Here is a 22,474-nt window from a genome sequence, read left to right on the forward strand (position 1 = left end):
AGTCAAAAAGTTACTCAAACCTTTCCGCGATATGATGTTCCTCCGCCAGATCCGAGAAGCGGGTGAATTCGCCGTGGAAGGCGAGCGTGACCGTGCCCGTCGGTCCGTGACGCTGCTTGGCCACGATCACCTCGGCCTTGCCGCGCATCTCGTTCATCTCGTTTTCCCACTTGATGTACTCGTCGGTGCCGAGCTTCGGCTCGCGGTTCTTGAGGTAGTATTCCTCGCGGTAGACGAAGATCACGACGTCGGCGTCCTGCTCGATCGAGCCGGATTCGCGCAAGTCCGAGAGCTGCGGGCGCTTGTCGTCGCGGCTTTCAACCTGTCGCGAGAGCTGCGACAGCGCGATGATCGGCACCGCGAGCTCCTTGGCCAGTGCCTTGAGGCCGGTGGTGATCTCGGTGATTTCCTGCACGCGGTTCTGCGAGGCCCTGGCGCTGGAGCCCTGCATCAGCTGGATATAGTCGATGACGATGAGGTCGAGGCCGCGCTGGCGCTTCAGGCGCCGGGCGCGGGCCGAGAGCTGGGCGATCGAGATGCCGCCGGTCTGGTCGATGAACAGCGGAATCTTCTGCATGGTCTGCGAACAGGCGACCAGCTTTTCGAAGTCCATTTCGGTAATCTCGCCGCGGCGGATCTTCGAGGAGGAGATTTCCGTCTGTTCGGAGATGATACGGGTCGCGAGCTGTTCCGACGACATTTCGAGCGAGAAGAAGCCGACGACACCGCCATTCGCCGCCTTGAACGACCCGTCGGCCTGCTGCGCCGGCACATAGGCCTCGGCGACGTTGAAAGCGATGTTGGTGGCGAGCGACGTCTTGCCCATGCCCGGACGGCCGGCAAGGACGATCAGATCGGACGATTGCAGGCCGCCCATGCGGCGGTCGAGGTCGCGCATGCCGGTGGCCAGCCCCGACAGATGCCCGTCGCGCATGTAGGCGGCATTGGCCATATCGACCGCGGTCTTGACCGCATCGGTGAAGCTCTCGAAACCGCCGTCATAGCGGCCGGTTTCGGCCAGCTCGAACAGGCGCCGTTCGGCATCCTCGATCTGCTCGGACGGCGACATGTCGACCGGCGCGTCATATGCGATGTTGACCATGTCCTCGCCGACGGTGATCAGGGCGCGGCGCGTCGCAAGGTCATAGATGGCGCGGCCGTAATCTGCGGCGTTGACGACCGTGACGGCTTCGACCGCCAGGCGCACGACATATTGCGCCACCGTCATGTCGCCGACCTTCTCGTCGGCCGGCAGGAAGGTCTTCAGCGTGATCGGCGTCGCCACCTTGCCCATGCGAATGAGCTCGGCCGCGATCTCGAAGATCTTGCGATGCAGGGGTTCGTAGAAGTGGCTGGCCTTCAGGAAGTCGGAGACGCGATAGAAGGCATCGTTGTTGACCAGGATCGCGCCGAGCAGCGCCTGTTCCGCCTCGATGTTGTTCGGCGCCTCGCGATAGAGCGGTTGCTCCGCCACGCCGAATTTCCGCGCTGCCTCTGCCATGATGTCCCCGATTTCGATCCCGGTCTCTCGATATCAGAATCGGAAAATTGAGTGCTGACTTATCTGCAACAGTTATCACCCAAGCAGATTTGATGCCCACTGTTCACAGAAACAAAAAACCGTCCACAGGACAGTATTCCCGTGCCCTGATTCCGATTGACTCGACAAGGTGCTGATTCTACGCGACGGTTTGGAACAAAGCAAGAACGATCGTCACCCGAATCCCTACGCTGTATCGAGCACATCGCCCCAGTCCGACCGCCGTGCCGCCTTGAACAGTTCACCGTCACGCTTGCTGAAAAGCGTCTCTCCGGCACTGCCGTCCGGCCGGCAAAGCTTGAGCGCCGCCTTGCCCGAGCCGGTTTTCGGTGGCGCGATCACCCGCGCCGCGCGGACTGGCGCCGGCTGCCTCGAAGCCGCGACATAGATGAACTTCTCGTCCTCCCATGGCACTTCGGCGTCCTTGGCCAGCCGGTGCAGGCGCGAGCGGGCGACGCGCCGCGAAAAGTGGCACCAGTCGGGCGGGATGAGCGGGCAGGGGGCTTCGTGCGGGCAAGGTGCCAGCACATGCGCGCCCGCTTCCATCAGTTGCCGACGAACCGCGAGAACACGCTGCCAGCCCGCCGGCGTGCCCGGCTCCACGATCAGCAGCGTGTCTGTCGTGAGCTGCCACAGCCGATCGACCATTTTGGGCAGTGATGCCGGTGCGATCTCGTCCAGCACATAGGCGCAGGTGACCAGGTCCGCCGGCTGCAAACCGTCAAGGTCGATGGTCACGTCGCCGGCCTGCCAGGCGATCCGGGCAGCGATCGCATCGGCGGCAAGCGCCTCGCCGACCTTGCGCACCGCAGCACTGGCTTCCAGCAAAACCGCCTGTTGAAGACCGGGCCACAGGTCCGCCGTCGCCCAAAGCACCGTGCCCGGGCCGGCGCCGACATCGAGCAGGGTTTCCGGCGCGAATTCCGGCTGCGCTTCGTTCACCGCGTCGAGACTGGCGCGGACGGCGGCATAGGTCGCCGGCAGCCGCGTCGCCAGATAAGCCTTGACCGCCATATCCTGCGCCATATGCAGGCGACCGTCGCGCATCTCGGCGCGGTAACGGTCCGACAGGGTTTTCGCCGCCTGCCTGAGCACCGGTAGCGGCACATTTTCGAGGGCACGATCGACAGCCTGTCGAAGCGGGGCAGGCAGTTCCACGGCTCATGCCCCTCGTGGTGCGAGCAGGATGACAGAGGCGCCCACTATGCAGAGCGCCGCCCCCGCAAGGTCCCACCGGTCGGGACGCACGCTTTCCACCAACCAAAGCCAGGCCAGCGACGCCGCGATGTAGATGCCGCCATAGGCGGCATAGGCGCGGCCGGCCGCGCTGGTGTCGACCAGGGCCAGAACCCAGGCGAAGAGAACGAGCGAAACGAAACCTGGCAGCAGCCACAGCGGCGATTTCTCCAGCCGCCACCACGCCCACACCGAAAAACAGCCAGCGATCTCGGCGAGCGCCGCGGCTGCATAGAGGAGGTAGGTCATGAAAAAGGCCTCGCGACGATCACGAGGCCTTTTTCAGGGCACGAGCCGGGAATGGCAAGCGCCAATGCGGCAAAGCGGTCTGTTCCTATTCCGCCACCTTGCGGCGCCGGGCGGGCTTGACGGCCTCTTCGACCGGAGCCGCTTCGCGATGGCCCATGTCGCGCATTTCGAGCGCCTTTTCACATTTGACCATATAGTCGCGCGCCATCGGCAGGGTGTCGTTCTTCCTGGCAAGCTGGATCTGGAAGATGACCAGATCCTGCCAGCGGAAGGCGGCTTCCGAGGCTGCCAGATAGAATTCCCACATGCGGCAGAAGCGTTCGTCATAGATCGCCTTGGCCTTGTCGCGGTTGGCGGCGAAGCGCTGGCCCCAATGCTTCAACGTGTCGGCATAATGGAGCCGCAGGATTTCGATGTCCGTGACGACGAGGCCTGACTTCTCGATCGCCGGCATGACTTCGGAAAGCGCGGGAATGTAGCCGCCCGGGAAGATGTATTTGCGGATGAACGCGCTGGTCGCCCACGGCACGCCGGAGCGGCCGATCGTGTGCAGGAGCATGACGCCATCAGGCTTCAGCAACGTCGCGCTCTTGTCGAAGAAAGTGCGGTAGTGATTGACCCCGACATGTTCGAACATGCCGACCGAAACGATGCGGTCGAAGCGTTCGTTGAGTTCGCGGTAATCCTTCAGCTCGAAGTGAACGTGGTTTTCCAGGCCCTGGGCATGCGCCCGGTCGGTGGCGACGCCGTGCTGCTCGGTCGACAGTGTCACGCCCTGTACGTCGACGTCGAAGGCCTTGGCAAGGTAGAGGCCTAGCCCGCCCCAGCCGGAGCCGATGTCGAGCACCGTCTGCCCGGCCTTCAGCCTGAGCTTGGCGGCGATGTGGCGCTTCTTGGCTGCCTGCGCCTCGTCCAGCGTCATGTCCGGCTGCTCGAAATAGGCGCAGGAATACTGCATGTCCTCATCGAGGAAGAGCCGGTAAAGGTCACCCGACAGATCATAGTGGCGCTGCACGTTGCGGCGCGAACGCGACGCGGTGTTGATCTGCTGCAGGCGGCGGAAAGCGTGGCGCAGGCCTTCGATGGCTTTCGACCACGTCGCGTCGATGCCGCCGCTGCCCATGTTCTGGAAAGCGATGCGCATCAGGCCAAGGACGCCGCCCTCGAGGATGTCGAGTTCGCCATCCATGTAGGCTTCCGGCACGGCCAGCATCGGATCGAAGGTAATGGCGCGCTCGGCGTGCCTGGTTTTGATGTGCAGGTGCACCGGCTCGCCGCTGCCGTCACCGAACACGAATGTCGTGCCCTGTGGGCCGGTCACCTTGAGATTGCCTGTGCGCACCAGGCGGTCCAGAACGCGTTTCAACAGAATATTCATGACCCAAATGTCCCCTCTCGGTCAGACAGGCTGTCCTACTCTGCATCAATATATAGGGTTTCGAAAAGTTCCTTTTGGCACAAAAATGCCCAGGTGGTGAACCCGGGCATTGGTCCAGTCTGGCTTGAACTGCCAGTCTGATTGGAGCTGCCAGTCTGATTGAACTGATTGAGGCCGAAGCCGAATGCGGCGCGCCGGCAGGCGCGCCGCGCCGATGTCAGGCGTTCTCTTCGCCGCCCTCGAACTCGGCGTTCGGGTCGAAGAAGTTCTCCGGCCGGGCATTGTCGTTGATGTCCTCGCCATAGATGGCCTCGGCGGTGGTCAGCGTCTCGCCCTTGGCCTGCCGCTCGGCTTCGTCGGCCGTGCGGGCGATGTTGAGCGTGATCGTGACCTCGACTTCCGGATGCAGCGCGATCGCCACATTGGTCACGCCGATGGTCTTGATCGGCTGGTTGAGCTGTATCTGGTTGCGGTTGACCGAAAAGCCCTCTGCCGTCAGCAGGTCGGCGATATCGCGCGTCGACACCGAGCCGTAGAGCTGGCCGGTCTCGCCGGCCGAGCGAACGGCGATGAAGCTCTTGCCGTCGAGCTGTTCGGCGACCTGCGAGGCTTCGGACTTCCGCTCGAGGTTGCGGGCTTCGAGCTGCGCGCGCTGGCCTTCGAACTTCTTCTTGTTGGCTTCGTTGGCGCGCAGCGCCTTGCCCTGCGGCAACAGGAAATTGCGGGCAAAGCCGTCCTTGACCTTGACGGTGTCGCCCATTTGGCCGAGGCGGGAAACGCGTTCGAGAAGAATGACTTCCATGGTTTTGTTCCTTTTGGTTAGGGCGCCAATCACGGGATCGGTGCGAAATTCTTTGGAACAGGTCAGGAAGCAAAAGGGCGTTGCCGCCGGTGTCGCTGTCCTGCCTGTCGCGGCAGTTAGAGGCTTTTGGCCTCAACTCGGGATTTGATGCGCAACCCAGCGGCGCCCGTCGCCGTGGAAGAGAAGCGGGCGGCGGAGCCGCCCGCGTCAAGGATTAGCGAACCACGTAGGGCAGCAGGCCGAGGAAGCGGGCGCGCTTGATCGCCTTGGCGAGCTCGCGCTGCTTCTTCTGGCTGACGGCGGTGATGCGCGACGGCACGATCTTGCCGCGCTCGGAAATGTAGCGCTGCAGGAGGCGCACGTCCTTGTAATCGATCTTGGGCGCGTTGGCGCCCGAGAACGGGCAGGTCTTGCGGCGGCGATGGAACGGGCGCCGGGTCGGGATCTGGTTAATGTCGACCATTATTCTGCACCCCCTTCAAAGCCTTCGCGCGGACGGCGCGGACCACGATCGCCACCGGCGTCGCCGCCGAAGCTGCGTGGCGGACGATCGCCGCGATCACGGTCGCCGAACGAGCGCGGACCACGGTCGCCGCGGTCGCGGTCGCCGAAGCCGCCGCGTTCCGAGCGCTCTTCGCGCTTCTGCATCATGGCGGAGGGACCTTCCTCATGCGCATCGACCTTGATGGTCAGGAAACGCAGCACGTCCTCGGACAGGCCCATCTGGCGCTCCATTTCGTTGAGCGCTGCCGGCGGGCAGTCAAGATCCATCAGCGTGTAGTATGCCTTCCGGTTCTTGTTGACCCGGTAGGTGAGGGACTTCAGTCCCCAGTTCTCGACCCGGCCGACGGACCCGCCATTGGCGGAGATGACGCCCTTGTACTGTTCGACAAGCGCATCGACCTGCTGCTGCGAGAGGTCCTGCCGGGCAAGAAACACATGTTCGTAAAGAGCCATTATGTCTTTTCGCCTTTCTTCGTTTCTCTCCCGGTTCCCGGCGGCAAAAGCCTCTGCAACTTCTCTGACCCGCCAGGAGCGGGGAAGAAAGGAGCATGACGAGACGGTCGAGAGCGGAGACACGGGAGGCGGAAGCGCTTCTGGCTTCACGCGAAGGTTTTCGAAAACCTCCGGCCCTCCGTTCAGCCCCCAGCTGGGACCGGCAGATTGGCGGCGTCTATATAGCAATCCACGTGGAAGGCAAGAGCAGGCGGCAATCCCGGATGTCGCAGGGCCGGAAAACCGGCATGTGCGGCGATAGGACTCCGTGGTTCCCGGAAACCAGGCCTTAACCACCATGACAGGTTGTATGGGGTTGCGGCCCCGGCATCAACCGCCGATTCATCATGTCTGGCGCAAAAAGCGGCATCCCGCTGTCAGCAACGGGCTAGGCATTTCCGGGGGTAAGGATGCTTCTCAAGAAATTCTGGCGCTCGAAAAGCGGCAACTTCGCGCTTTTGCTCGGGATCGGCTTGCCGGCCATCCTGTCGGCGGTGGCCTTCGCAGCCGATGTCTCCACCATCATGCGGGCCAAGAGCAACCTGCAGAATGCGCTCGACGCGGCAAATCTCGCCTCCTCGCATCTCGGCGATCTGGACATCACCCGCACCGACGCCTTCAACCGCTATTTCCAGGCCAACGTAGCCGGACATGGCGAACTCACAAATGCGCGGGCCACGTTGACGGTCGACAGGGGCGTCAACTTCGTCAAGACGAAGGCCGTCGCCTCGGCTGACGTCGATTTGAACTTCGCCTTCCTGCTCGGTGAGAGCAGGCACATCGTGGTCGATGCCTCGGCGGTCGAATCGAACAACCAGCTCGAAGTCGTGCTGGTTCTGGACAACACCGGCTCGATGGCCGGCGCCAAAATTGCTGCCCTCAAGACAGCGACGGACAATCTGCTCAAATATCTGGAAGCGGCGCAATCACCGACGCGCAAGGTCCGCGTGGCGCTGGTACCCTTCGTCACGGCTGTCAATGTCAACGGCGACGGGTTCGACCCGTCCTGGATCGACATGGACGGCAAGTCATCCACCAATGGAATCAATTTCCCCGTCATCAACGACAAGCGTCCCAATCATATGGCGCTGTTCAGGCAGTTGATGAAAGATCCGGCCTCTGCCGCCAAATTGACGGGGTGGAAGGACGGCAAGGGGGAGGATACGGGTTGGAAAGGCTGCGTCGAGGCGCGGCCTGGTGTCCTTAATATCGCCGATACGCCGCCTGATCCACGTTACCCTGACACTCTGTTCGTGCCTTATTTCGCGCCGGACAGTCCGGGAAAGGGGACGAGACCTTCCAGCGGCTATTCAAACGATGCCTATCACTACAACAATTCCTTTATCGACGACGCCCCTGATGAGGCCAAACTTGCTCGGAATGGCGGACTGAATATTCTCGGAATAGACCTGAGCGGCTTGCTTGGAAGTGCTGCCGGGCTTTTGCGGGGTGATCTTGAAACAGTCGCCAAATATGTGGCGCCGCAGAACACCGCCATTGCCACCGCGGTCACAAACGATCCAAACGCCTTGCAATTGACGGTGGGGCCAAACCGGTCCTGTCCCTCGCCAATCGTCCCCTTGACCGAAGACTTTACAAAACTTCGCAACGAGGCCGCCAAGATGCTTGCATGGGCGGGGTCCGGCACCAATGTTTCCGAGGGCCTGGCCTGGGGCCAGCGGGTGTTGTCGCCGGGTGCGCCATACGCCGAGGGTACGCCTTGGAAGACGCCTGGGGTGAGCAAGATCGTCATGTTGCTCACCGACGGCGAGAATGTCGTCTACGGCGCCAGCAACGAGACGACCAAGTCCGACTATACGTCCTATGGTTTTCTCGCGGGCTCAGACTATGGCGCTGCCGGTCGGCTTGGATCGGACAACCAGACGACCGCCGCGCGCAATGTCGACGGATGGACCAAAAGCGTCTGCACGCAGCTGAAGAAGCAGGGCGCCGAAATCTACACGATGGTGCTGCAATCCGACACCGCCGCCAACCGCACGCTCTACAGCGCCTGCGCCTCGGATCCCAGCGACTACTATGCCGTCAACGATCCAAACAAATTGCCGAACGTGTTCCAGCAGATCGCCAACAAATTCTCGAAATTGCAACTGACGAATTGAACGCTCGACCCCGCTGGGCGGCATCCTGGAAGGATGCCGCGAATTTCAGCTCATATGGGCGACGACCTTGTCCACCGTTTCGGGGAAGAAGTCGGGCGCCGCGTGGCGTTTGCCGAACATCATGTCGTATTGCAGCAGCCGGAAGTCGCGGATCGCCGGGTCGATCTGCTTTTGCCGCGCCCAATCGGGCGTGGCTTCTCCCGCCGGCGTCAGCAGCAGATTGCGGTCGACCACGCGGTAGCGTTCGCGCATCTCGCCCAGGAAGCCGGTATAGTAGGGGTGGGTGATGCCGGCCGTTTTCAGGATGTGATAGGGCAGGAAGGCGGGGCTGACGGCGCCCATGTCCTTGGCAGGGCCTGTGCGGTTTGACCAGATGACCAGTGGCGTCTGATGATGCTCCAGCGCCGCCTCGGCGGAAGCCTCCTTGCGCGGCGCGACATTGTCCTTCATGAACCCGGTCTCCACATAGACAGGCCCAAGCGGCGGCAGATGGTCGCCGAAGAAGGCGATGACGGTGGGGCGAGAGCGTTTCTTTGCCCATTCGATCAGGCGTTCGAGACCGCGGTCCGCGTCGGCCGAGCCCTCGGTGTAACTCAGCAGCGATTCACGCGCCCATTGGCTGATCGGCGCCTGCACGGTGTGGGTCGGGTTGTAGTAGCGGTTCGGCTCGTAAGGGCCGTGGTTCTGCAGGCTGACGGCAAAGAAGAACACCGGGGCATCGCTGGCATCGGCCTCGCTGATGATCTCGTCCGTCATCGCCGCGTCGGATGCCAGCGGCCCGCGCTTTTGCATCGGCGGCAACGTCTCTTCCGATCTGAAGTCGTCGAAGCCGAAATCGGCATAGACCGCGCCGCGGTTCCAGAACCAGTTGGTGCCCGGATGGATGGCGCGCGCCCTATAGCCCTCCCTCTTCAGGAAGGTCGCCAGCGACGGCGTCGGCGTGCGCACATATTGCTGGTAGGGGATGCTGCCGGCCGGCAGGAAGGCGTTGGAGAAGCCGGTCAGTGCCTCGAACTCGATATTGGCGGTCATGCCGCCGAATTCGGGTGAGAACATGGAGCCCGAACGCAGCGCCCGCACGTTGGGGATCGGATCGGGCGTGATGGTGACCCCGGGCAGCTTGGTCGGATCCCAGAAGGATTCGCTCATGACGACGATGATGTCGGGCTTTTCCTGTGGCACCGAGGCGGTCACCTGCGGCCTGTCGATGGCCGCGATCGCCTTTTCCGAATAGCCTGGCGGCGCCGAGACATGCGCCATCGGCACGTTGAGCGCGAAGGCGAGCGCAAAGCCGTTGGAGGCGTAATTTTCCTTCTGGTCCCACATAATCGGGATGATCTGCAGCCGGTCCCGGGTCCACGAGAAGGTGGCATAGTCCATGATCGAGACGAAGAAGGCGAGCAGCGGCACCGCCAGCGTCAGCCGGGCGAGACGGCCCTTGCGGCTGAGTATCGGCACCTTTCGACGCCAGACCCGCCAGCCATAAATGAGCAGCGACAGGCCGGCGACGATGCCGACAACCATGGCAAGCGCAGTCATCGGGCGGTCACGCACCAGAAGCGGCAGCAGCGCCACGATCTGGCGGGAGTAGAGGAAATCGGTCGGGTAGAGGGGATCGCCGAGATAATGCGATTTCTGGTGACCGATGAAAGCCAGGGAGAGCGTCAGCGGCGCGACGATCATCAGGCTTTGATAGCTGCGGCCGAAAACGGCATCGAGGCCGACCAGAACCAGTGCGAACACCACGATCGTGGTCCAGCCCGGCTTGAGCGGCTGCAGGAAGAAGGAAACCGTGCCGGCGAAGTCGCCGCGCACGATCAATTCGATGGCGAACACCAGGACGGCCGCGATCAGCAGGCTGGTCAGCCCATAGCGTATGGTCGGCCACTTCCGTCCCGGCAGGTAGCCGGTGGAAGGATCGTCTTCCAGAAACTGTGGCGCGGCTTTGCCTGCGCCTTTCGAAATCCTAGCCACTTTAACTTCCCCACCCAGCGACAGACCCGTCACTCGATTGTCATGGAATTGTCACGCAAAGCTAGCGCCTGTGGCGGAAATAAGAAGAGCCAGCAAACGATTCGTGAGCGGTTTTCATCAGGAGTGATCGCCAAAAAGCCTTTTGGAACAGGCACTCGGCCGGCAAAGCTGCCAAGGGGCCGGGTCGAACCGGGCTTGACTTGGCAGGCCGCGTTGCGTCACAGGCAGGAAAATTCGTGTATCAGGCAAGCAGAACCGAGCTTTGGGAGCCCACACATGGCCGTTGCATTCACCTTTCCGGGACAAGGCAGCCAGGCTGTCGGCATGGGCAAGGACCTCGCCGATGCCTTCCCCGAGGCGCGTAGGGTTTTTAACGAAGTCGACGACGCGCTCGGCGAAAACCTGTCGAAGCTGATCTGGGAAGGGCCGGAAGAGACGCTGACGCTCACCGCCAACGCGCAGCCGGCGCTGATGGCCGTATCGCTGGCCGCGATCAGGGCCTTGGAAGCGGGCGGCTTCTCGCTGAAGGACAAGATTACCTACGTCGCTGGCCATTCGCTGGGCGAATATTCGGCGCTTGCCGCCGCCGGCTTCGTCTCGGTTGCCGATGCCGCCAGGCTGCTGCGCATCCGCGGCAATGCCATGCAAGCGGCGGTGCCCGCCGGCGAAGGCGCCATGGCGGCGATCATCGGACTGGAGCAGGCCGATGTCGAAGCCGCCTGCGCCGAGGCTGCCAAAGGATCGGTCTGCCAGATCGCCAACGACAATGGCGGTGGCCAGCTGGTGATTTCCGGCGCCAAGGCAGCGGTCGAATTGGCTGCCAAACTGTGCACGGAAAAAGGCGCCAAGCGAGCGCTGATGCTGCAGGTCTCCGCGCCCTTCCATTCGGCGCTGATGGCGCCCGCCGCCGAGATCATGCGCGAGGCGCTGGCCGGGGTAACCAAGAACGCGCCTGTCGTGCCGCTCGTCTCCAATGTCACGGTCACTCCGACCAGCGATCCCGAAATCATTGCGCGCCGTCTGTTCGAACAGGTGATCGGCCGCGTGCGCTGGCGCGAGACGGTGGAGTGGTTCGGCGCGAACGGCGTCACCACGCTCTATGAAGTCGGCGCGGGAAAAGTGCTTTCAGGGCTGGCCCGGCGCATCAACCGCGAAATCGCCACGGCATCGGTCGGTTCCGCGGCCGAGGTCGAAACCGCACTGGCGGCGCTCGGGTGAGGCGCCGCGTGTGAATTTGATGGCGCGGCTTGTATCGCTGAAGATATTCCGTTGGTGATGGCAATCGGATACCCGCGAGACGTATACAGATAAGGTTGCTCGCTGAGCTTCCGAAACCAAAGAGGAAAACACATGTTCGAACTGACCGGCCGCAAGGCACTTGTCACCGGCGCGTCGGGAGGCATCGGCGAGGCGATCGCCAGGGTGCTGCATGCGCAAGGCGCCATCGTCGGCCTGCACGGCACGCGCGTCGAGAGACTGGAGGCGCTGGCCGCCGACCTGGGCGACCGGGTGAAGCTGTTTCCGGCCGACCTGTCGAACCGCGACGAGGTCAAGGCGCTCGGCCAGAAAGCGGAGGCCGATCTCGAGGGCGTCGACATCCTGGTCAACAATGCCGGCATCACCAAGGACGGGCTGTTCGTGCGCATGTCGGACGCCGACTGGGACAGCGTGCTCGAAGTCAATCTGACGGCCGTGTTCAGGCTGACGCGTGAGCTGACCCATCCGATGATGCGCCGTCGCCACGGCCGCATCATCAACATTACCTCGGTGGTCGGCGTCACCGGCAATCCCGGCCAGACCAACTACTGCGCCTCCAAGGCCGGCATGATCGGCTTTTCCAAATCGCTGGCGCAGGAGATCGCCACCCGCAGCATAACCGTCAACTGTGTCGCCCCGGGCTTCATCGAATCGGCGATGACCGACAAGCTCAACGACAAGCAGAAGGAGGCGATCATGGCCGCTATCCCGACGCGCCGCATGGGCACCAGCGCCGAAGTGGCGTCCGCCGTCGCTTATCTTGCCTCCAACGAGGCCGGCTACGTCACCGGCCAAACCATCCATGTGAACGGCGGCATGGCGATGATCTGATCGGGTCGGCCAAAGCATGCATTTCGGGCCGGGCCCGGGCATTCGCGGTGGCTTTGAGACGGCGACAGGCAACGCCTGGGCGGGCTGTGAAAAGCGACCATTTCGGCTTGGACGCCCACGATTTTTCGTGTAATGCGGCCCGCAACCCGGCGGTTCGGGCAAAAACCGGTCTGCGGCCATTGCGTTTCCGGCGGGACCATCTTTCAGCTTGATTAGCGGCATTCCGCCCGCTAACGAAGACAGACAACCAAAAGACGAGGATGCCCCAAATGAGTGACACCGCAGAGCGCGTCAAGAAGATTGTCATCGAGCACCTGGGCGTCGATGCCGACAAGGTGACGGAGCAGGCGAGCTTCATCGATGATCTGGGCGCCGACAGTCTCGACACGGTCGAACTCGTCATGGCGTTTGAAGAAGAATTCGGCGTCGAGATCCCCGATGACGCGGCTGAAACCATCCTGACGGTGGGCGATGCCGTGAAGTACATCGACAAGGCTTCGGCCTGACGCTTTCCGCAGTCATCACCGGGGAGGACCTGCGATGAGGCGTGTCGTCGTCACGGGCCTTGGGTTGCTGTCGCCGTTCGGCATGGGCTTCGAGCACAGCTGGAAGGAACTTCTGACCGGCCGCAGCGTCGCCAAGCGCATCACCGAGTTCGAGGTGGAGGATCTTGCCTGCAAGATCGCCCATGTCGTTCCGCGTGGTGACGGCAGCAACGCCACCTTCAATCCCGAGGCGGTGCTCGAGCCGAAGGAACTGCGCAAGATCGGCGACTTCATCCTGTACGGGATCGCAGCCGCCGACGAGGCGCTGAAGGATTCCGGCTGGCAGCCGAAGACCCATGCCGAGCAGTGCGCCACCGGTGTCCTGATCGGTTCGGGCATTGGCGGCATCGAAGGCATCGCCGAGAACGCGATGATCCTGAAGGAGCGCGGCCCGCGCCGCATCAGCCCCTTCTTCATCCCCGGCCAGATCATCAATCTCGTCTCCGGCCAGGTTTCGATCCGGCATGGGCTGAAAGGTCCCAACCATGCCGTCGTCACCGCTTGCTCGACCGGCGCGCATGCGATTGGCGATGCTGCCCGGCTGATCATCTGGGGCGATGCCGACGTCATGGTCGCCGGCGGCGCGGAAGCGCCGGTGACGCGACTGTCGATCGCTGGCTTCGCTGCCTGCCGTGCGCTGTCGACCGAGCGCAACGACGCGCCGCAAACGGCTTCGCGGCCCTATGACCGCGATCGCGACGGCTTCGTCATGGGCGAGGGCGCCGGCGTCGTCGTGCTTGAGGAACTCGAGCATGCCAAGGCGCGCGGCGCGAAGATCTATGCGGAAGTGACCGGCTACGGCCTGACCGGCGACGCCTATCACATCACCGCACCGGCTGAAGATGGCGACGGCGCATTCCGTTGCATGACGGCGGCGTTGAACCGGGCAAAGCTGACGCCCGCCGATGTCGATTACATCAACGCGCACGGCACTTCGACCATGGCCGACACGATCGAGCTCGGCGCTGTCGAGCGGCTGGTCGGCAATGCCGCATCGAAGATTTCGATGTCGTCGACCAAGTCGTCGATCGGCCATCTCCTCGGCGCGGCAGGGGCTGCCGAAGCGATCTTTTCGATCCTCGCCATCCGCGACAACATCGCGCCGGCGACCATCAACCTTGACAATCCGGAGCGTGAGACCGCGATCGACCTGGTGCCGAACAAGCCGCGTGCCCGCCAGATCGACGTGGCGTTGTCCAATTCCTTCGGCTTCGGCGGCACCAACGCTTCACTGGTCTTCCAGCGCTACAATGGCTGACCGTCCGCCTGCCGGACGGCGCTTCGGCGTGTCGTCAATTTTGCCATATTCGCCCCTACTCTGCCGCAGGGGATTCGTTGAGAGATCAAACGGTAGGGCGAAATGAACACAAATCCGGCCGGCAACGGAGAGTTCGGGCAAGGGCAGGCGACATCGGGGCCGATCGTACCGAAGACAGCCGCCGAAGCCTTGCGGCCGGAGGCCGGCACGCCGCCGCCGAAGCGCTCGCGTGCTTCGCGCAGTCAGGTCGTCGTGTTCATGAACTTCGTCATCTCCTTGGTGATGCTGATGGTTCTGGCGGCGGGTATCGCGCTTTACTTCGGCAAGCAGGAATTCACCGAGCCCGGCCCATCGGCCAATGGCGACACCTTCCTGGTCAAGCCGAACACCGGCGTCCAGGATATCGCCGACCAGCTCGAGCGGCGCGGCCTGATCAGCGACGCCCGCATATTCCGTCTTGGCGTTAGGGCCTTCGGCAATGATTCGGCGCTGAAGGCCGGCGAATACGAGATCAAGCCCCGGGCGTCCATGCGCGACATCATGGAATTGCTGAAGAGCGGCAAGTCGGTCATGTACTCGCTGACCATTCCCGAAGGGCTGACAGTCGAGCAGGCGCTGGCGCGCATCGCAGGCGAGCCCGCCTTGAGCGGCGACATGCCGGCCACCGTGCCTCCAGAGGGCAGTCTCGCCACCGATACGCTGCGCTTCACGCGCGGCGCCACGCGCCAGCAGATGATCGACAAGCTGCTGGCCGACCAGAAGAAGCTGGTCGAGGAGGTCTGGCAGCGGCGCGCCGCCGACCTGCCGCTCGCCAGCATTGACGAGTTCGTCACGCTGGCCTCGATAGTCGAGAAGGAAACAGGCAAGGGCGATGAGCGCTCGCGCGTCGCCGCGGTCTTCCTGAACCGGCTGGCCAAGGGCATGCGCCTGCAATCCGATCCGACCATCATTTACGGTCTGTTCGGCGGCAAGGGCAAACCCGCCGACCGGCCGATCTATCAGTCGGACATCCAGAAGCCGACGCCCTACAACACCTATGTGATCAACGGCCTGCCGCCGACGCCGATCGCCAATCCCGGCCGCGCGGCGCTGGAGGCGGTAGCCAATCCATCAAAGACCGACGACCTCTATTTCGTTGCCGACGGCACTGGCGGACACGTCTTCGCCGCCACGCTTAACGAGCACAATGAAAACGTCGCGCGCTATCGAGCCCAGCAGAAGAAGCAGGTCGACGACGCGGCCAAGGCTGATGCCAAGGTGGAGGGGCAGACCGACGCGCCCATTGACGGCGACGCAGGGGCGGCCCAGTAGCGGCGCACGGTTTTTCCAGCTCGTCCACGCTGGTTGAAGGCAGGAGCGTTTGGATTTATCGGGGCGCCTCGTAAGCCGATTGGCAGGCGGGCATTCGGCTTTCTGAAGGTGCGCGAGGCCGGATCACGCAGTATCCGTAATACGCGCCAGGGGGTATGCAGGCACGATGAATTTGCAGAGCATGACCGGGTTTGCGCGTGCTGTCGCCGAACATGACGGCACCTCGATTGCCTGGGAGGTCAAATCCGTCAACGGCAAGAGCGTCGAGGTGCGGCTGCGGCTGCCGCAGGGCTTCGAGCGGCTGGAGCCGGCCATCAGGCAGACGCTTCAGAAACGTTTCGCGCGCGGCAATTTTCAGGCGACGCTGACCATCACGCGCGCCGCCGGAATGCAGTCCCAGCCCGTTGTCAACGAGGCCTTCCTCAAGGACCTGGCCGGGCTCGCCAAGCGGATCGAGGAACAATTTGGTGTTGCTCCTGCGACCGCCGACGGATTGTTGTCGCTGCGCGGCGTGCTCGATATTCCCGAGACCACCGAAACCGAGGATGTGCGCACGGCGCTCGACAACGCCGTCATGGCGGCACTCGAGGTGGCGCTGGAGGGGCTGGAGCGGTCCCGCCAGGGTGAGGGCGCGGCACTTCGCACGCTTCTGCTGGGCCACATCGACGCCATCGAGGCGCTGACGCTGGGCGCTGAAGCGGATCCGTCGCGCGAACCGGCGGCCATCCGCGAGCGCCTCGCCGAACAGGTGCGGCTCTTGATGGATGCTTCGGCCAACCTCGATGTCGGCCGCTTGCACCAGGAAGCCGCCTTCCTCGCCACCAAGGCCGATATTCGCGAGGAGATCGACCGCTTGAAGACGCATGTGACGTCCGGTCGTGCGTTGCTTTCCGGCGGCGGCGCCATCGGACGCAAGCTCGATTTTCTGGCACAGGAATTTAACCGCGAATCGAATACGCTGTGCTCAAAGTCGAACGCTGCCGCGGTCACCGCCATTGGACTGGAACTGAAGGCCGTGGTCGATCAGTTCCGTGAACAGGTCCAGAATCTGGAGTAGCCGATGGTCGCCAGGGATTTAGGGTCCCGCATTCGCCGCCGGGGCCTGATGCTCGTGCTGTCGTCGCCGTCGGGCGCGGGCAAGTCGACGATTGCGCGCAACCTTCTGGAAAGCGATTCCAGCCTCGAATTGTCGGTCTCCGTCACCACCAGGCCTCGCCGCGGCTCGGAGATCGAAGGCGTTCACTATCATTTCCGCACCATGCGCGAGTTCGAGCGGCTGCGCGATTCCGACGCCCTGCTCGAATGGGCGGAGGTGCATGGCAATTGCTACGCGACACCGCGCGAGCCGGCGGAACTTGCGCTGGCTCAAGGGCGCGACATGCTGTTCGACATCGATTGGCAAGGTGCCCAGCAGCTCAAGGAAAAGATGCGCGCCGACATTGTCTCGATCTTCATCCTGCCGCCGTCGATGAAGGAGTTGAAGGCAAGGCTGAAGCGCCGCGCCGAGGACCAGGAAGCGGTGATCGAGACGCGGCTGAAGAACGCGCGCAACGAGATCGAGCACTGGAAGGAGTATGATTTCGTCATCGTCAACGATGATCTCGATCGCGCCTTCGCCGAAGTGCGCGGCATCGTTGTCGCCGAGCGGCTGCGGCGCGATCGTCGGCCCGGCTTGTTCGATTTCGTCTCGGGACTTTTGGACGAGAAGACGAGCTAGCACTTTGCTTTGCCCACGAAGATGGGCCGGCGGACAAGCCGAAGGCCGGCAGCACCAAACGATGTGCCCGGGCAGGTCGCGCCTGTCCTGCAAGATGCGCTTTTCGGCGCCATAAATCAGACAATTGACGAAGAGGGCAACGCCCCTAGTTTCTCCCGCACGAACGCGTGCGCGGCGCCGGTAACGGCCGGGGCGGCAGCGTTTCAGCGTACCGCCATGAGGGAGAGCAGATCTTGAAACGCTTCTGGCTGGGCGTTCTTGCAATCGTCATTGTCTGCGGCGCCGGATTTTTCGCCTATGCCTGGAAGCCGGCAATCGATCCTGTCGAGCCGCCGCAACGATCGTCGTTCGACCCGGCGTTGATCGAGAAAGGCGCTGTGCTGGCCTCGGTCGGCAATTGCACCTCCTGCCACACCAGGCCCGGTGAAAAGTCCTATGCCGGCGGGCTCGCCGTGCCGACGCCGTTCGGCACCATCTATTCGACCAACATCACGCCAGATCCGCAGACCGGCATAGGCCGCTGGTCGCAGGCAGCCTTCAACCGCGCCATGCGCGAAGGCGTCGACCGCGAGGGCAGGCATCTCTACCCGGCCTTCCCATTCGATCATTTCACGCGTGTCTCCGATGAGGACAACCGCGCGCTCTACGCCTATCTGATGACGCGCCAGCCGGTGAACAACCCGCCGCCTCCGAACGAGTTGCCTTTCCCGCTCGATATGCGCCTGGTGCTGGCCGGCTGGAAGCTGCTGTTCTTCGACAGGGGCGCCTATCAAAACGATGCGTCGCAAAGCACGCAGTGGAACCGCGGCGCCTATCTGGTCGATGGGCTCGGTCATTGCGGCGCCTGCCACACGCCGCGCAATCGGTTCGGCGCGGAAGAGAAGGGGTCGCACATGGCCGGCGGCGAGGCCGAAGGCTGGACGGCCTTTGCGCTGGAGGGCACTTCACCGGCGCCGATACCGTGGACGCATGACAGCCTGTTTGCCTATCTCAGGCAAGGCTGGCATGCCGACCACGGCGTCGCCAATGGTCCGATGGGCGAAGTGACGGGCAATCTCGGCCGGCTTCCCGATGCCGACATCGACGCCATGGCCACTTACGTCATGTCGCTCATGGGCGAACCATCCGCCGAACGGACGGCCGCCGCGCAGGCCATCCGCGGCCGCGCCGCGGCCGACCCGGCGTCGACCGCCGGCGTGGCGCCGACATCCGCCGATACGCCGGCGGCGCGTGGAGCCGTCATCTACCAGGCGGCATGCGCCACCTGCCACGACGGCGGCCGTCCGCCGCCTTTTGGCGGTATCAATTTCCATCTGTCGAGCGCGGTCAACGCGCCAGATCCGCAGAACGTCATCAACACCGTGCTGTTCGGCCTGCCGGCGGCGGGTGGACGCCCGAGCGCCATCATGCCGGGATTCGCAGCGACGCTGAAGGACGACCAGGTGAATGACCTGCTGGCCTATCTGCGCGATGCCTTTGCCGGCAAGCCGGCCTGGCAGGATGCGGCGGCCAGGATCGCCGACACCAGGAGTGGAAAATACCGGGTCAGCGTTCGGCCCTCGGACGGCATCGAGCGCGGCCCGGACAATGTAGGAGCGAAGGACAGATGATCAATCTCAACGTCAACGGCATCTCCCACGACGTCGACGTCGATCCGGCGACGCCGCTGCTTTACGTGCTGCGCAACGATTTGAAGCTGAACGGCGCCAAGTTCGGCTGCGGCCTTGGCCAATGCGGCGCCTGCACGGTGATGGTGGACGGCAAGCCCGTCTTCTCCTGCCTGACGCCAGCGATGCTGGTGGAGGGCCGCGAGGTCAAGACCGTCGAGGGCTTGGGCACGATCGAGAACCCGGGTCCGATGCAGAAAGCGTTCATCGAGGAGCAGGCGGCGCAATGCGGCTATTGCATCGCCGGCATGATGATGCGGGCGCAGGCGCTGCTCGAGGCCAAACCCGATGCCGGTGACGCCGATATCAGGCAGGCGCTGGAACCTAACCTCTGCCGCTGTGGCACGCATATGCGCATCCTGCGGGCAGTGAGCCGCGCGCGCGACCTGATGAAATCGAAATCGGCCGGCTTGGCGCCGGCCGCGGCCGCAGGGAGGGCATGATGAACGCGCCAACCTTTCCCGACCTGACACGACGCGGCTTTCTCGCCGGGACCGGCGCGCTGGTCGTGTCCTTCACCATTCCCGTGCAGGCTCAGGAGGCCGCGCCCACGGCGCAGACGCCCGCGACGCCGGCGCCGGCCAAGAAACTGCCGGGCAGCCTTGCCGATACGCCCTCGCTCGACGCCTGGATCAGGTTGGATGCCGACGGTTCGATCACCGTCTTCACTGGCAAGGCCGAGCTCGGCCAAGGCACCAGGACGTCGCTGCGCCAGATCGCCGCCGAAGAACTGGAGGTCGAGCCGGCGGCCATCAAGCTCATCACCGCCGATACCGCGCTGACGCCGAACGAGGGCTATACCGCCGGCAGCCAGACGATCCAGAACAGCGGCACCGCCATACGCTACGCCTCGGCACAGGTGCGCCAGATCCTTATCGCTAAGGCCAGCGAAAAGCTCGGCGTTCCGGCCGACCAGCTCAAGGCGGCAAGCGGCAGGATCACCGGGTCGGACGGGAAGTCCGCGGGCTATGGCGAACTCGTGGTGGCGGATTTGCTGCATGTGGACGCATCGGCCGACACGGCGCTGAAATCGCCGGACAGCTATCACGCGATCGGCAAGCCGTTCGCCCGCGTCGATATTCCGGCAAAGGTGACGGGCGGCGAGGCCTATGTGCAGGACATGCGGCTTCCCGGCATGGTGCATGCCCGCGTCGTTCGCCCACCAAGCTATTTGGCCAAGCTCGTCAGCGTCGACGAGGCCGCCATCAAGACGATGCCGGGCGTGGTGGCGGTGATCCGCGACGGCGACTTCCTGGCCGTGGTGGCCAGGCAGGAATTCCAGGCGGTCCAGGCCATGCGCGCCATGGCCGCCAAGGCGAAGTGGCAGGAGCAGCCGGCCTTGCCGGACCAGGACAATATCCCCGCCTTCCTCGAACGCTCGGTCGCCGAGGTCGGCACCGTGACCTCGGTCGGCGCGGACACGGCAGCCGGCGCAAAGACGCTGCAGGCGCAGTTCACCCGCGCCTACCAGATGCACGGGTCGATCGGCCCCTCGGCTGCCGTTGCCCTGTCGGACAAGGGTCTCATCACGGTGTGGACGCACACTCAAGGCGTTTATCCAGACCGCAAGGCGATTGCCGAGATGCTCGGCGTCGGACCGGAAAAGGTGCGCTGCATCCACACCGAGGGATCAGGCTGCTACGGCCACAATGGCGCCGACGACGCGGCGGCCGACGCCGCGCTGATCGCGCAGGCGCTGCCCGGCACGCCGGTGCGCGTGCAGTGGATGCGTGATCAGGAGCATTTGTGGGAGCCCTATGGCCCTGGCATGCTGACGCGCGCCAGCGCAACGCTCGACGCCGGCGGCAAGATCGTCAACTGGCACTATGACCTGTGGAGCAACAGCCACGGCACGCGGCCGGGAACGGCAGGTTCGCTGATCGCCGGCCGGCTGGTGGCGAAGCATTTCCCGCCTGATCCGGCCAAGCTGCAGATTTCGCCGCTCGGCAACGGCGACCGCAACGCCATCCCGCTATACGACGTGCCGAACCAGCGGGTGAACTGGCATTTCGTCGCCGACATGCCGGTGCGCGTCTCGTCGCTGCGCGGTCTCGGCGCCTACTGCAACGTCTTCTCGATCGAAAGCTTCATGGACGAGCTGGCGCTCGCGGCCGGCGCCGACCCGGTGGAATACCGGCTGAGGCACATGAAGGACCCGCGCGCCAGGAAGGTGATCGAGGTTGCGGCGCAAAAATTCGGCTGGAGCAATGATCCTATGCCGGAGGGCCGCGGTCGGGGGTTCGCCTTCGCCAAGTACAAGAATCACGCCGCCTATCTCGCAGTCGCGCTTGAAGCGGAGGTCGATCGCGACAGCGGCGCCATCGCCATCTCGCATGTGGTCTCGGCGGTCGACTGCGGCGAAGCGGTGGCGCCGGATTCGATCATCAACCAGACCGAAGGCGGTATCTTGCAGTCGCTAAGCTGGACGCTTTACGAGGCCGTCCATTTCGACGGCACCCGCATCCTGAGCGCGGATTGGTCAGCCTATCCGATCCTGCGCTTCAGCGCCGTTCCGGACAGCGTGGAAGTGCATGTCGTCGACAATCCCGGCACGCCCTATCTCGGCGTCGCGGAAGCAGCGCAGGGCCCGACAGCCGGCGCGATCGCCAACGCCTTCCGCCATGCGGCGGGAAAACGCATCTATGACCTGCCCTACACGCGCGAGCGCGTGAAAGCGGTGTTGGGCGTGTAGTTCGAAGCATGCGCCCGACAAGGATCGGATTGCGCCGCGCTTCCACGGCCGGCGGCATTACACCGCATTGGTCAGCCGCACGAACTCCTCGACATCGAGCGTCTCGGCGCGCCGGGTCGGGTCGATCCCGGCGCGTTCGAGCAGGGCCTCGCCGCCGAGGCTCTTCACGCTCTGCCGCAGCATCTTTCGGCGCTGGCCGAAGGCGGCTTCCGTGACGCGGCCGAGTTTTTTCACGTCGGCGCATAGCGGTGTCACACGCGGCTCGAGATGGACCACGGAGGAGGTCACCTTGGGCGGCGGTGTGAACGCCTGGGGCGGCACGTCGAACGCTATCCTGGCCTGCGTGCGCCACCCCGCCAGCACGCCGAGCCTGCCATAGGCTTCGCTGCCAGGCGCGGCGACGATACGCTGGGCCACCTCACGCTGGAACATCAGGGTCATCGAGGCATAGAAGGGAGGCCAATCCGCGACGGTCAGCCAGCGGACCAGCAGTTCCGTGCCGATATTGTAGGGCAGGTTGGCCACGATCCTGACCGGACCGCCGTCTCCGGCGGTCGCGGCAAGCGTCGGGAAGTCGATCTTCAGAGCGTCGCCGGAAACGACCTCCAGCCGTCCGGGATAATGGGCCGATATCTCGGCGAGGGCCGCCAGGCAGCGTTCGTCGCGCTCGATGGCGACGACCTTGCGCGCGCCGTTGAAAAGCAGGGCCCTTGTCAACCCGCCAGGGCCGGGGCCGACCTCGATTACGGTCGTCTCCGCCAGGCTGCCGGCGGCGCGCGCTATCTTGCCGGTCAGGTTGAGGTCGAACAGAAAATTCTGGCCCAGTGCCTTCTTTGCCTGCAAACCGTGGCGCTCGATGACCTCGCGCAGCGGCGGCAGCCCATCCATGCTCATGAGTTGA

The 22,474-nt window shown here is 63.9% G+C and carries 20 protein-coding genes; 11 read left to right on the top strand and 9 right to left on the bottom strand.

The features are described from left to right. Positions 1-10: 10 nt before the first annotated feature. The 7 genes from FJ490_RS03195 to rpsF all read right to left on the bottom strand — a co-directional run bounded on the left by FJ490_RS03195 (position 11) and on the right by rpsF (position 6,162). Entirely contained in the window at positions 11-1,501 is a 1,491-nt protein-coding gene (locus FJ490_RS03195) for a replicative DNA helicase (protein WP_140494474.1), read from the bottom strand. 225 nt (positions 1,502-1,726) lie between these two features. After that, positions 1,727-2,698, bottom strand: coding sequence for a small ribosomal subunit Rsm22 family protein (locus tag FJ490_RS03200; RefSeq protein WP_140728191.1), 972 nt, complete (start codon positions 2,696-2,698; stop codon positions 1,727-1,729). Between the two features lie 3 nt (positions 2,699-2,701). After that, positions 2,702-3,025 carry a YnfA family protein gene (locus FJ490_RS03205; RefSeq protein WP_140728192.1) on the bottom strand — a complete coding sequence of 108 codons (324 nt, stop codon included), beginning with the start codon at positions 3,023-3,025 and terminating at the stop codon, positions 2,702-2,704. An 85-nt stretch (positions 3,026-3,110) separates the two neighbouring features. Continuing rightward, positions 3,111-4,403 (bottom strand): cyclopropane-fatty-acyl-phospholipid synthase family protein, encoded by a 1,293-nt coding sequence (locus FJ490_RS03210; RefSeq protein ID WP_140728193.1) that lies wholly within the window; start codon positions 4,401-4,403, stop codon positions 3,111-3,113. 217 nt (positions 4,404-4,620) lie between these two features. Next, the gene (gene rplI / locus FJ490_RS03215) at positions 4,621-5,205 is read right to left on the bottom strand and encodes a 50S ribosomal protein L9 (RefSeq protein WP_140494465.1); all 585 of its coding nucleotides are present in this window, start codon (positions 5,203-5,205) and stop codon (positions 4,621-4,623) included. A gap of 214 nt (positions 5,206-5,419) precedes the next feature. Beyond that, positions 5,420-5,668 (bottom strand): 30S ribosomal protein S18, encoded by a 249-nt coding sequence (gene rpsR, locus FJ490_RS03220; RefSeq protein WP_006203718.1) that lies wholly within the window; start codon positions 5,666-5,668, stop codon positions 5,420-5,422. After that, positions 5,668-6,162 (bottom strand): 30S ribosomal protein S6, encoded by a 495-nt coding sequence (gene rpsF / locus FJ490_RS03225; protein WP_140494463.1) that lies wholly within the window; start codon positions 6,160-6,162, stop codon positions 5,668-5,670. Before rpsF ends, rpsR begins: the two co-directional genes overlap by 1 nt. Positions 6,163-6,611: 449 nt before the next feature. On the opposite strand from rpsF, the gene FJ490_RS03230 reads away from it, so the two are divergent. Next, positions 6,612-8,321, top strand: coding sequence for a pilus assembly protein (locus FJ490_RS03230; protein ID WP_140728194.1), 1,710 nt, complete (start codon positions 6,612-6,614; stop codon positions 8,319-8,321). 45 nt (positions 8,322-8,366) lie between these two features. Here the strand turns inward: FJ490_RS03230 and FJ490_RS03235 are convergent, their stop codons facing one another. Next, positions 8,367-10,295 carry an LTA synthase family protein gene (locus FJ490_RS03235; protein ID WP_224617543.1) on the bottom strand — a complete coding sequence of 643 codons (1,929 nt, stop codon included), beginning with the start codon at positions 10,293-10,295 and terminating at the stop codon, positions 8,367-8,369. Positions 10,296-10,571: 276 nt separating this feature from the next. On the opposite strand from FJ490_RS03235, the gene fabD reads away from it, so the two are divergent. The 10 genes from fabD to FJ490_RS03285 all read left to right on the top strand — a co-directional run bounded on the left by fabD (position 10,572) and on the right by FJ490_RS03285 (position 21,573). Then, a complete protein-coding gene (fabD, locus tag FJ490_RS03240; RefSeq protein WP_140728195.1) occupies positions 10,572-11,513 on the top strand; it encodes an ACP S-malonyltransferase in 942 nt (313 codons plus the stop codon). Positions 11,514-11,645: 132 nt separating this feature from the next. Then, the gene (gene fabG / locus FJ490_RS03245) at positions 11,646-12,383 is read left to right on the top strand and encodes a 3-oxoacyl-[acyl-carrier-protein] reductase (protein ID WP_140494457.1); all 738 of its coding nucleotides are present in this window, start codon (positions 11,646-11,648) and stop codon (positions 12,381-12,383) included. A 269-nt stretch (positions 12,384-12,652) separates the two neighbouring features. Continuing rightward, positions 12,653-12,889 carry an acyl carrier protein gene (locus tag FJ490_RS03250; protein ID WP_006203723.1) on the top strand — a complete coding sequence of 79 codons (237 nt, stop codon included), beginning with the start codon at positions 12,653-12,655 and terminating at the stop codon, positions 12,887-12,889. 34 nt (positions 12,890-12,923) lie between these two features. Next, positions 12,924-14,186: a beta-ketoacyl-ACP synthase II gene (gene fabF, locus FJ490_RS03255; RefSeq protein WP_140728196.1), complete on the top strand. Its 1,263-nt coding sequence runs from the start codon at positions 12,924-12,926 to the stop codon at positions 14,184-14,186. 102 nt (positions 14,187-14,288) lie between these two features. After that, positions 14,289-15,497, top strand: a complete 1,209-nt coding sequence (mltG, locus tag FJ490_RS03260) for an endolytic transglycosylase MltG (protein WP_140494453.1) — start codon at positions 14,289-14,291, stop codon at positions 15,495-15,497. A 166-nt stretch (positions 15,498-15,663) separates the two neighbouring features. Beyond that, complete coding sequence (locus FJ490_RS03265) at positions 15,664-16,554, top strand: YicC/YloC family endoribonuclease (protein ID WP_140584448.1); 891 nt, start codon at positions 15,664-15,666, stop codon at positions 16,552-16,554. Between the two features lie 3 nt (positions 16,555-16,557). Then, the gene (gene gmk, locus FJ490_RS03270; RefSeq protein WP_140494448.1) at positions 16,558-17,214 is read left to right on the top strand and encodes a guanylate kinase; all 657 of its coding nucleotides are present in this window, start codon (positions 16,558-16,560) and stop codon (positions 17,212-17,214) included. A gap of 233 nt (positions 17,215-17,447) precedes the next feature. Beyond that, positions 17,448-18,824, top strand: coding sequence for a c-type cytochrome (locus tag FJ490_RS03275; protein ID WP_140728197.1), 1,377 nt, complete (start codon positions 17,448-17,450; stop codon positions 18,822-18,824). Next, the gene (locus tag FJ490_RS03280; protein WP_140494444.1) at positions 18,821-19,324 is read left to right on the top strand and encodes a (2Fe-2S)-binding protein; all 504 of its coding nucleotides are present in this window, start codon (positions 18,821-18,823) and stop codon (positions 19,322-19,324) included. The genes FJ490_RS03275 and FJ490_RS03280 overlap by 4 nt, the downstream gene beginning before the upstream one ends. Further along, complete coding sequence (locus tag FJ490_RS03285) at positions 19,324-21,573, top strand: molybdopterin cofactor-binding domain-containing protein (protein WP_140728198.1); 2,250 nt, start codon at positions 19,324-19,326, stop codon at positions 21,571-21,573. The genes FJ490_RS03280 and FJ490_RS03285 overlap by 1 nt, the downstream gene beginning before the upstream one ends. A gap of 57 nt (positions 21,574-21,630) precedes the next feature. Here FJ490_RS03285 and rsmA read toward each other — a convergent pair whose 3' ends face one another. Then, complete coding sequence (gene rsmA, locus FJ490_RS03290) at positions 21,631-22,467, bottom strand: 16S rRNA (adenine(1518)-N(6)/adenine(1519)-N(6))-dimethyltransferase RsmA (RefSeq protein ID WP_140728199.1); 837 nt, start codon at positions 22,465-22,467, stop codon at positions 21,631-21,633. Positions 22,468-22,474 lie beyond the last annotated feature (7 nt).

Source organism: Mesorhizobium sp. B2-5-11 (genome assembly GCF_006440835.1).
Classification (GTDB): Bacteria; Pseudomonadota; Alphaproteobacteria; order Rhizobiales; family Rhizobiaceae; genus Mesorhizobium.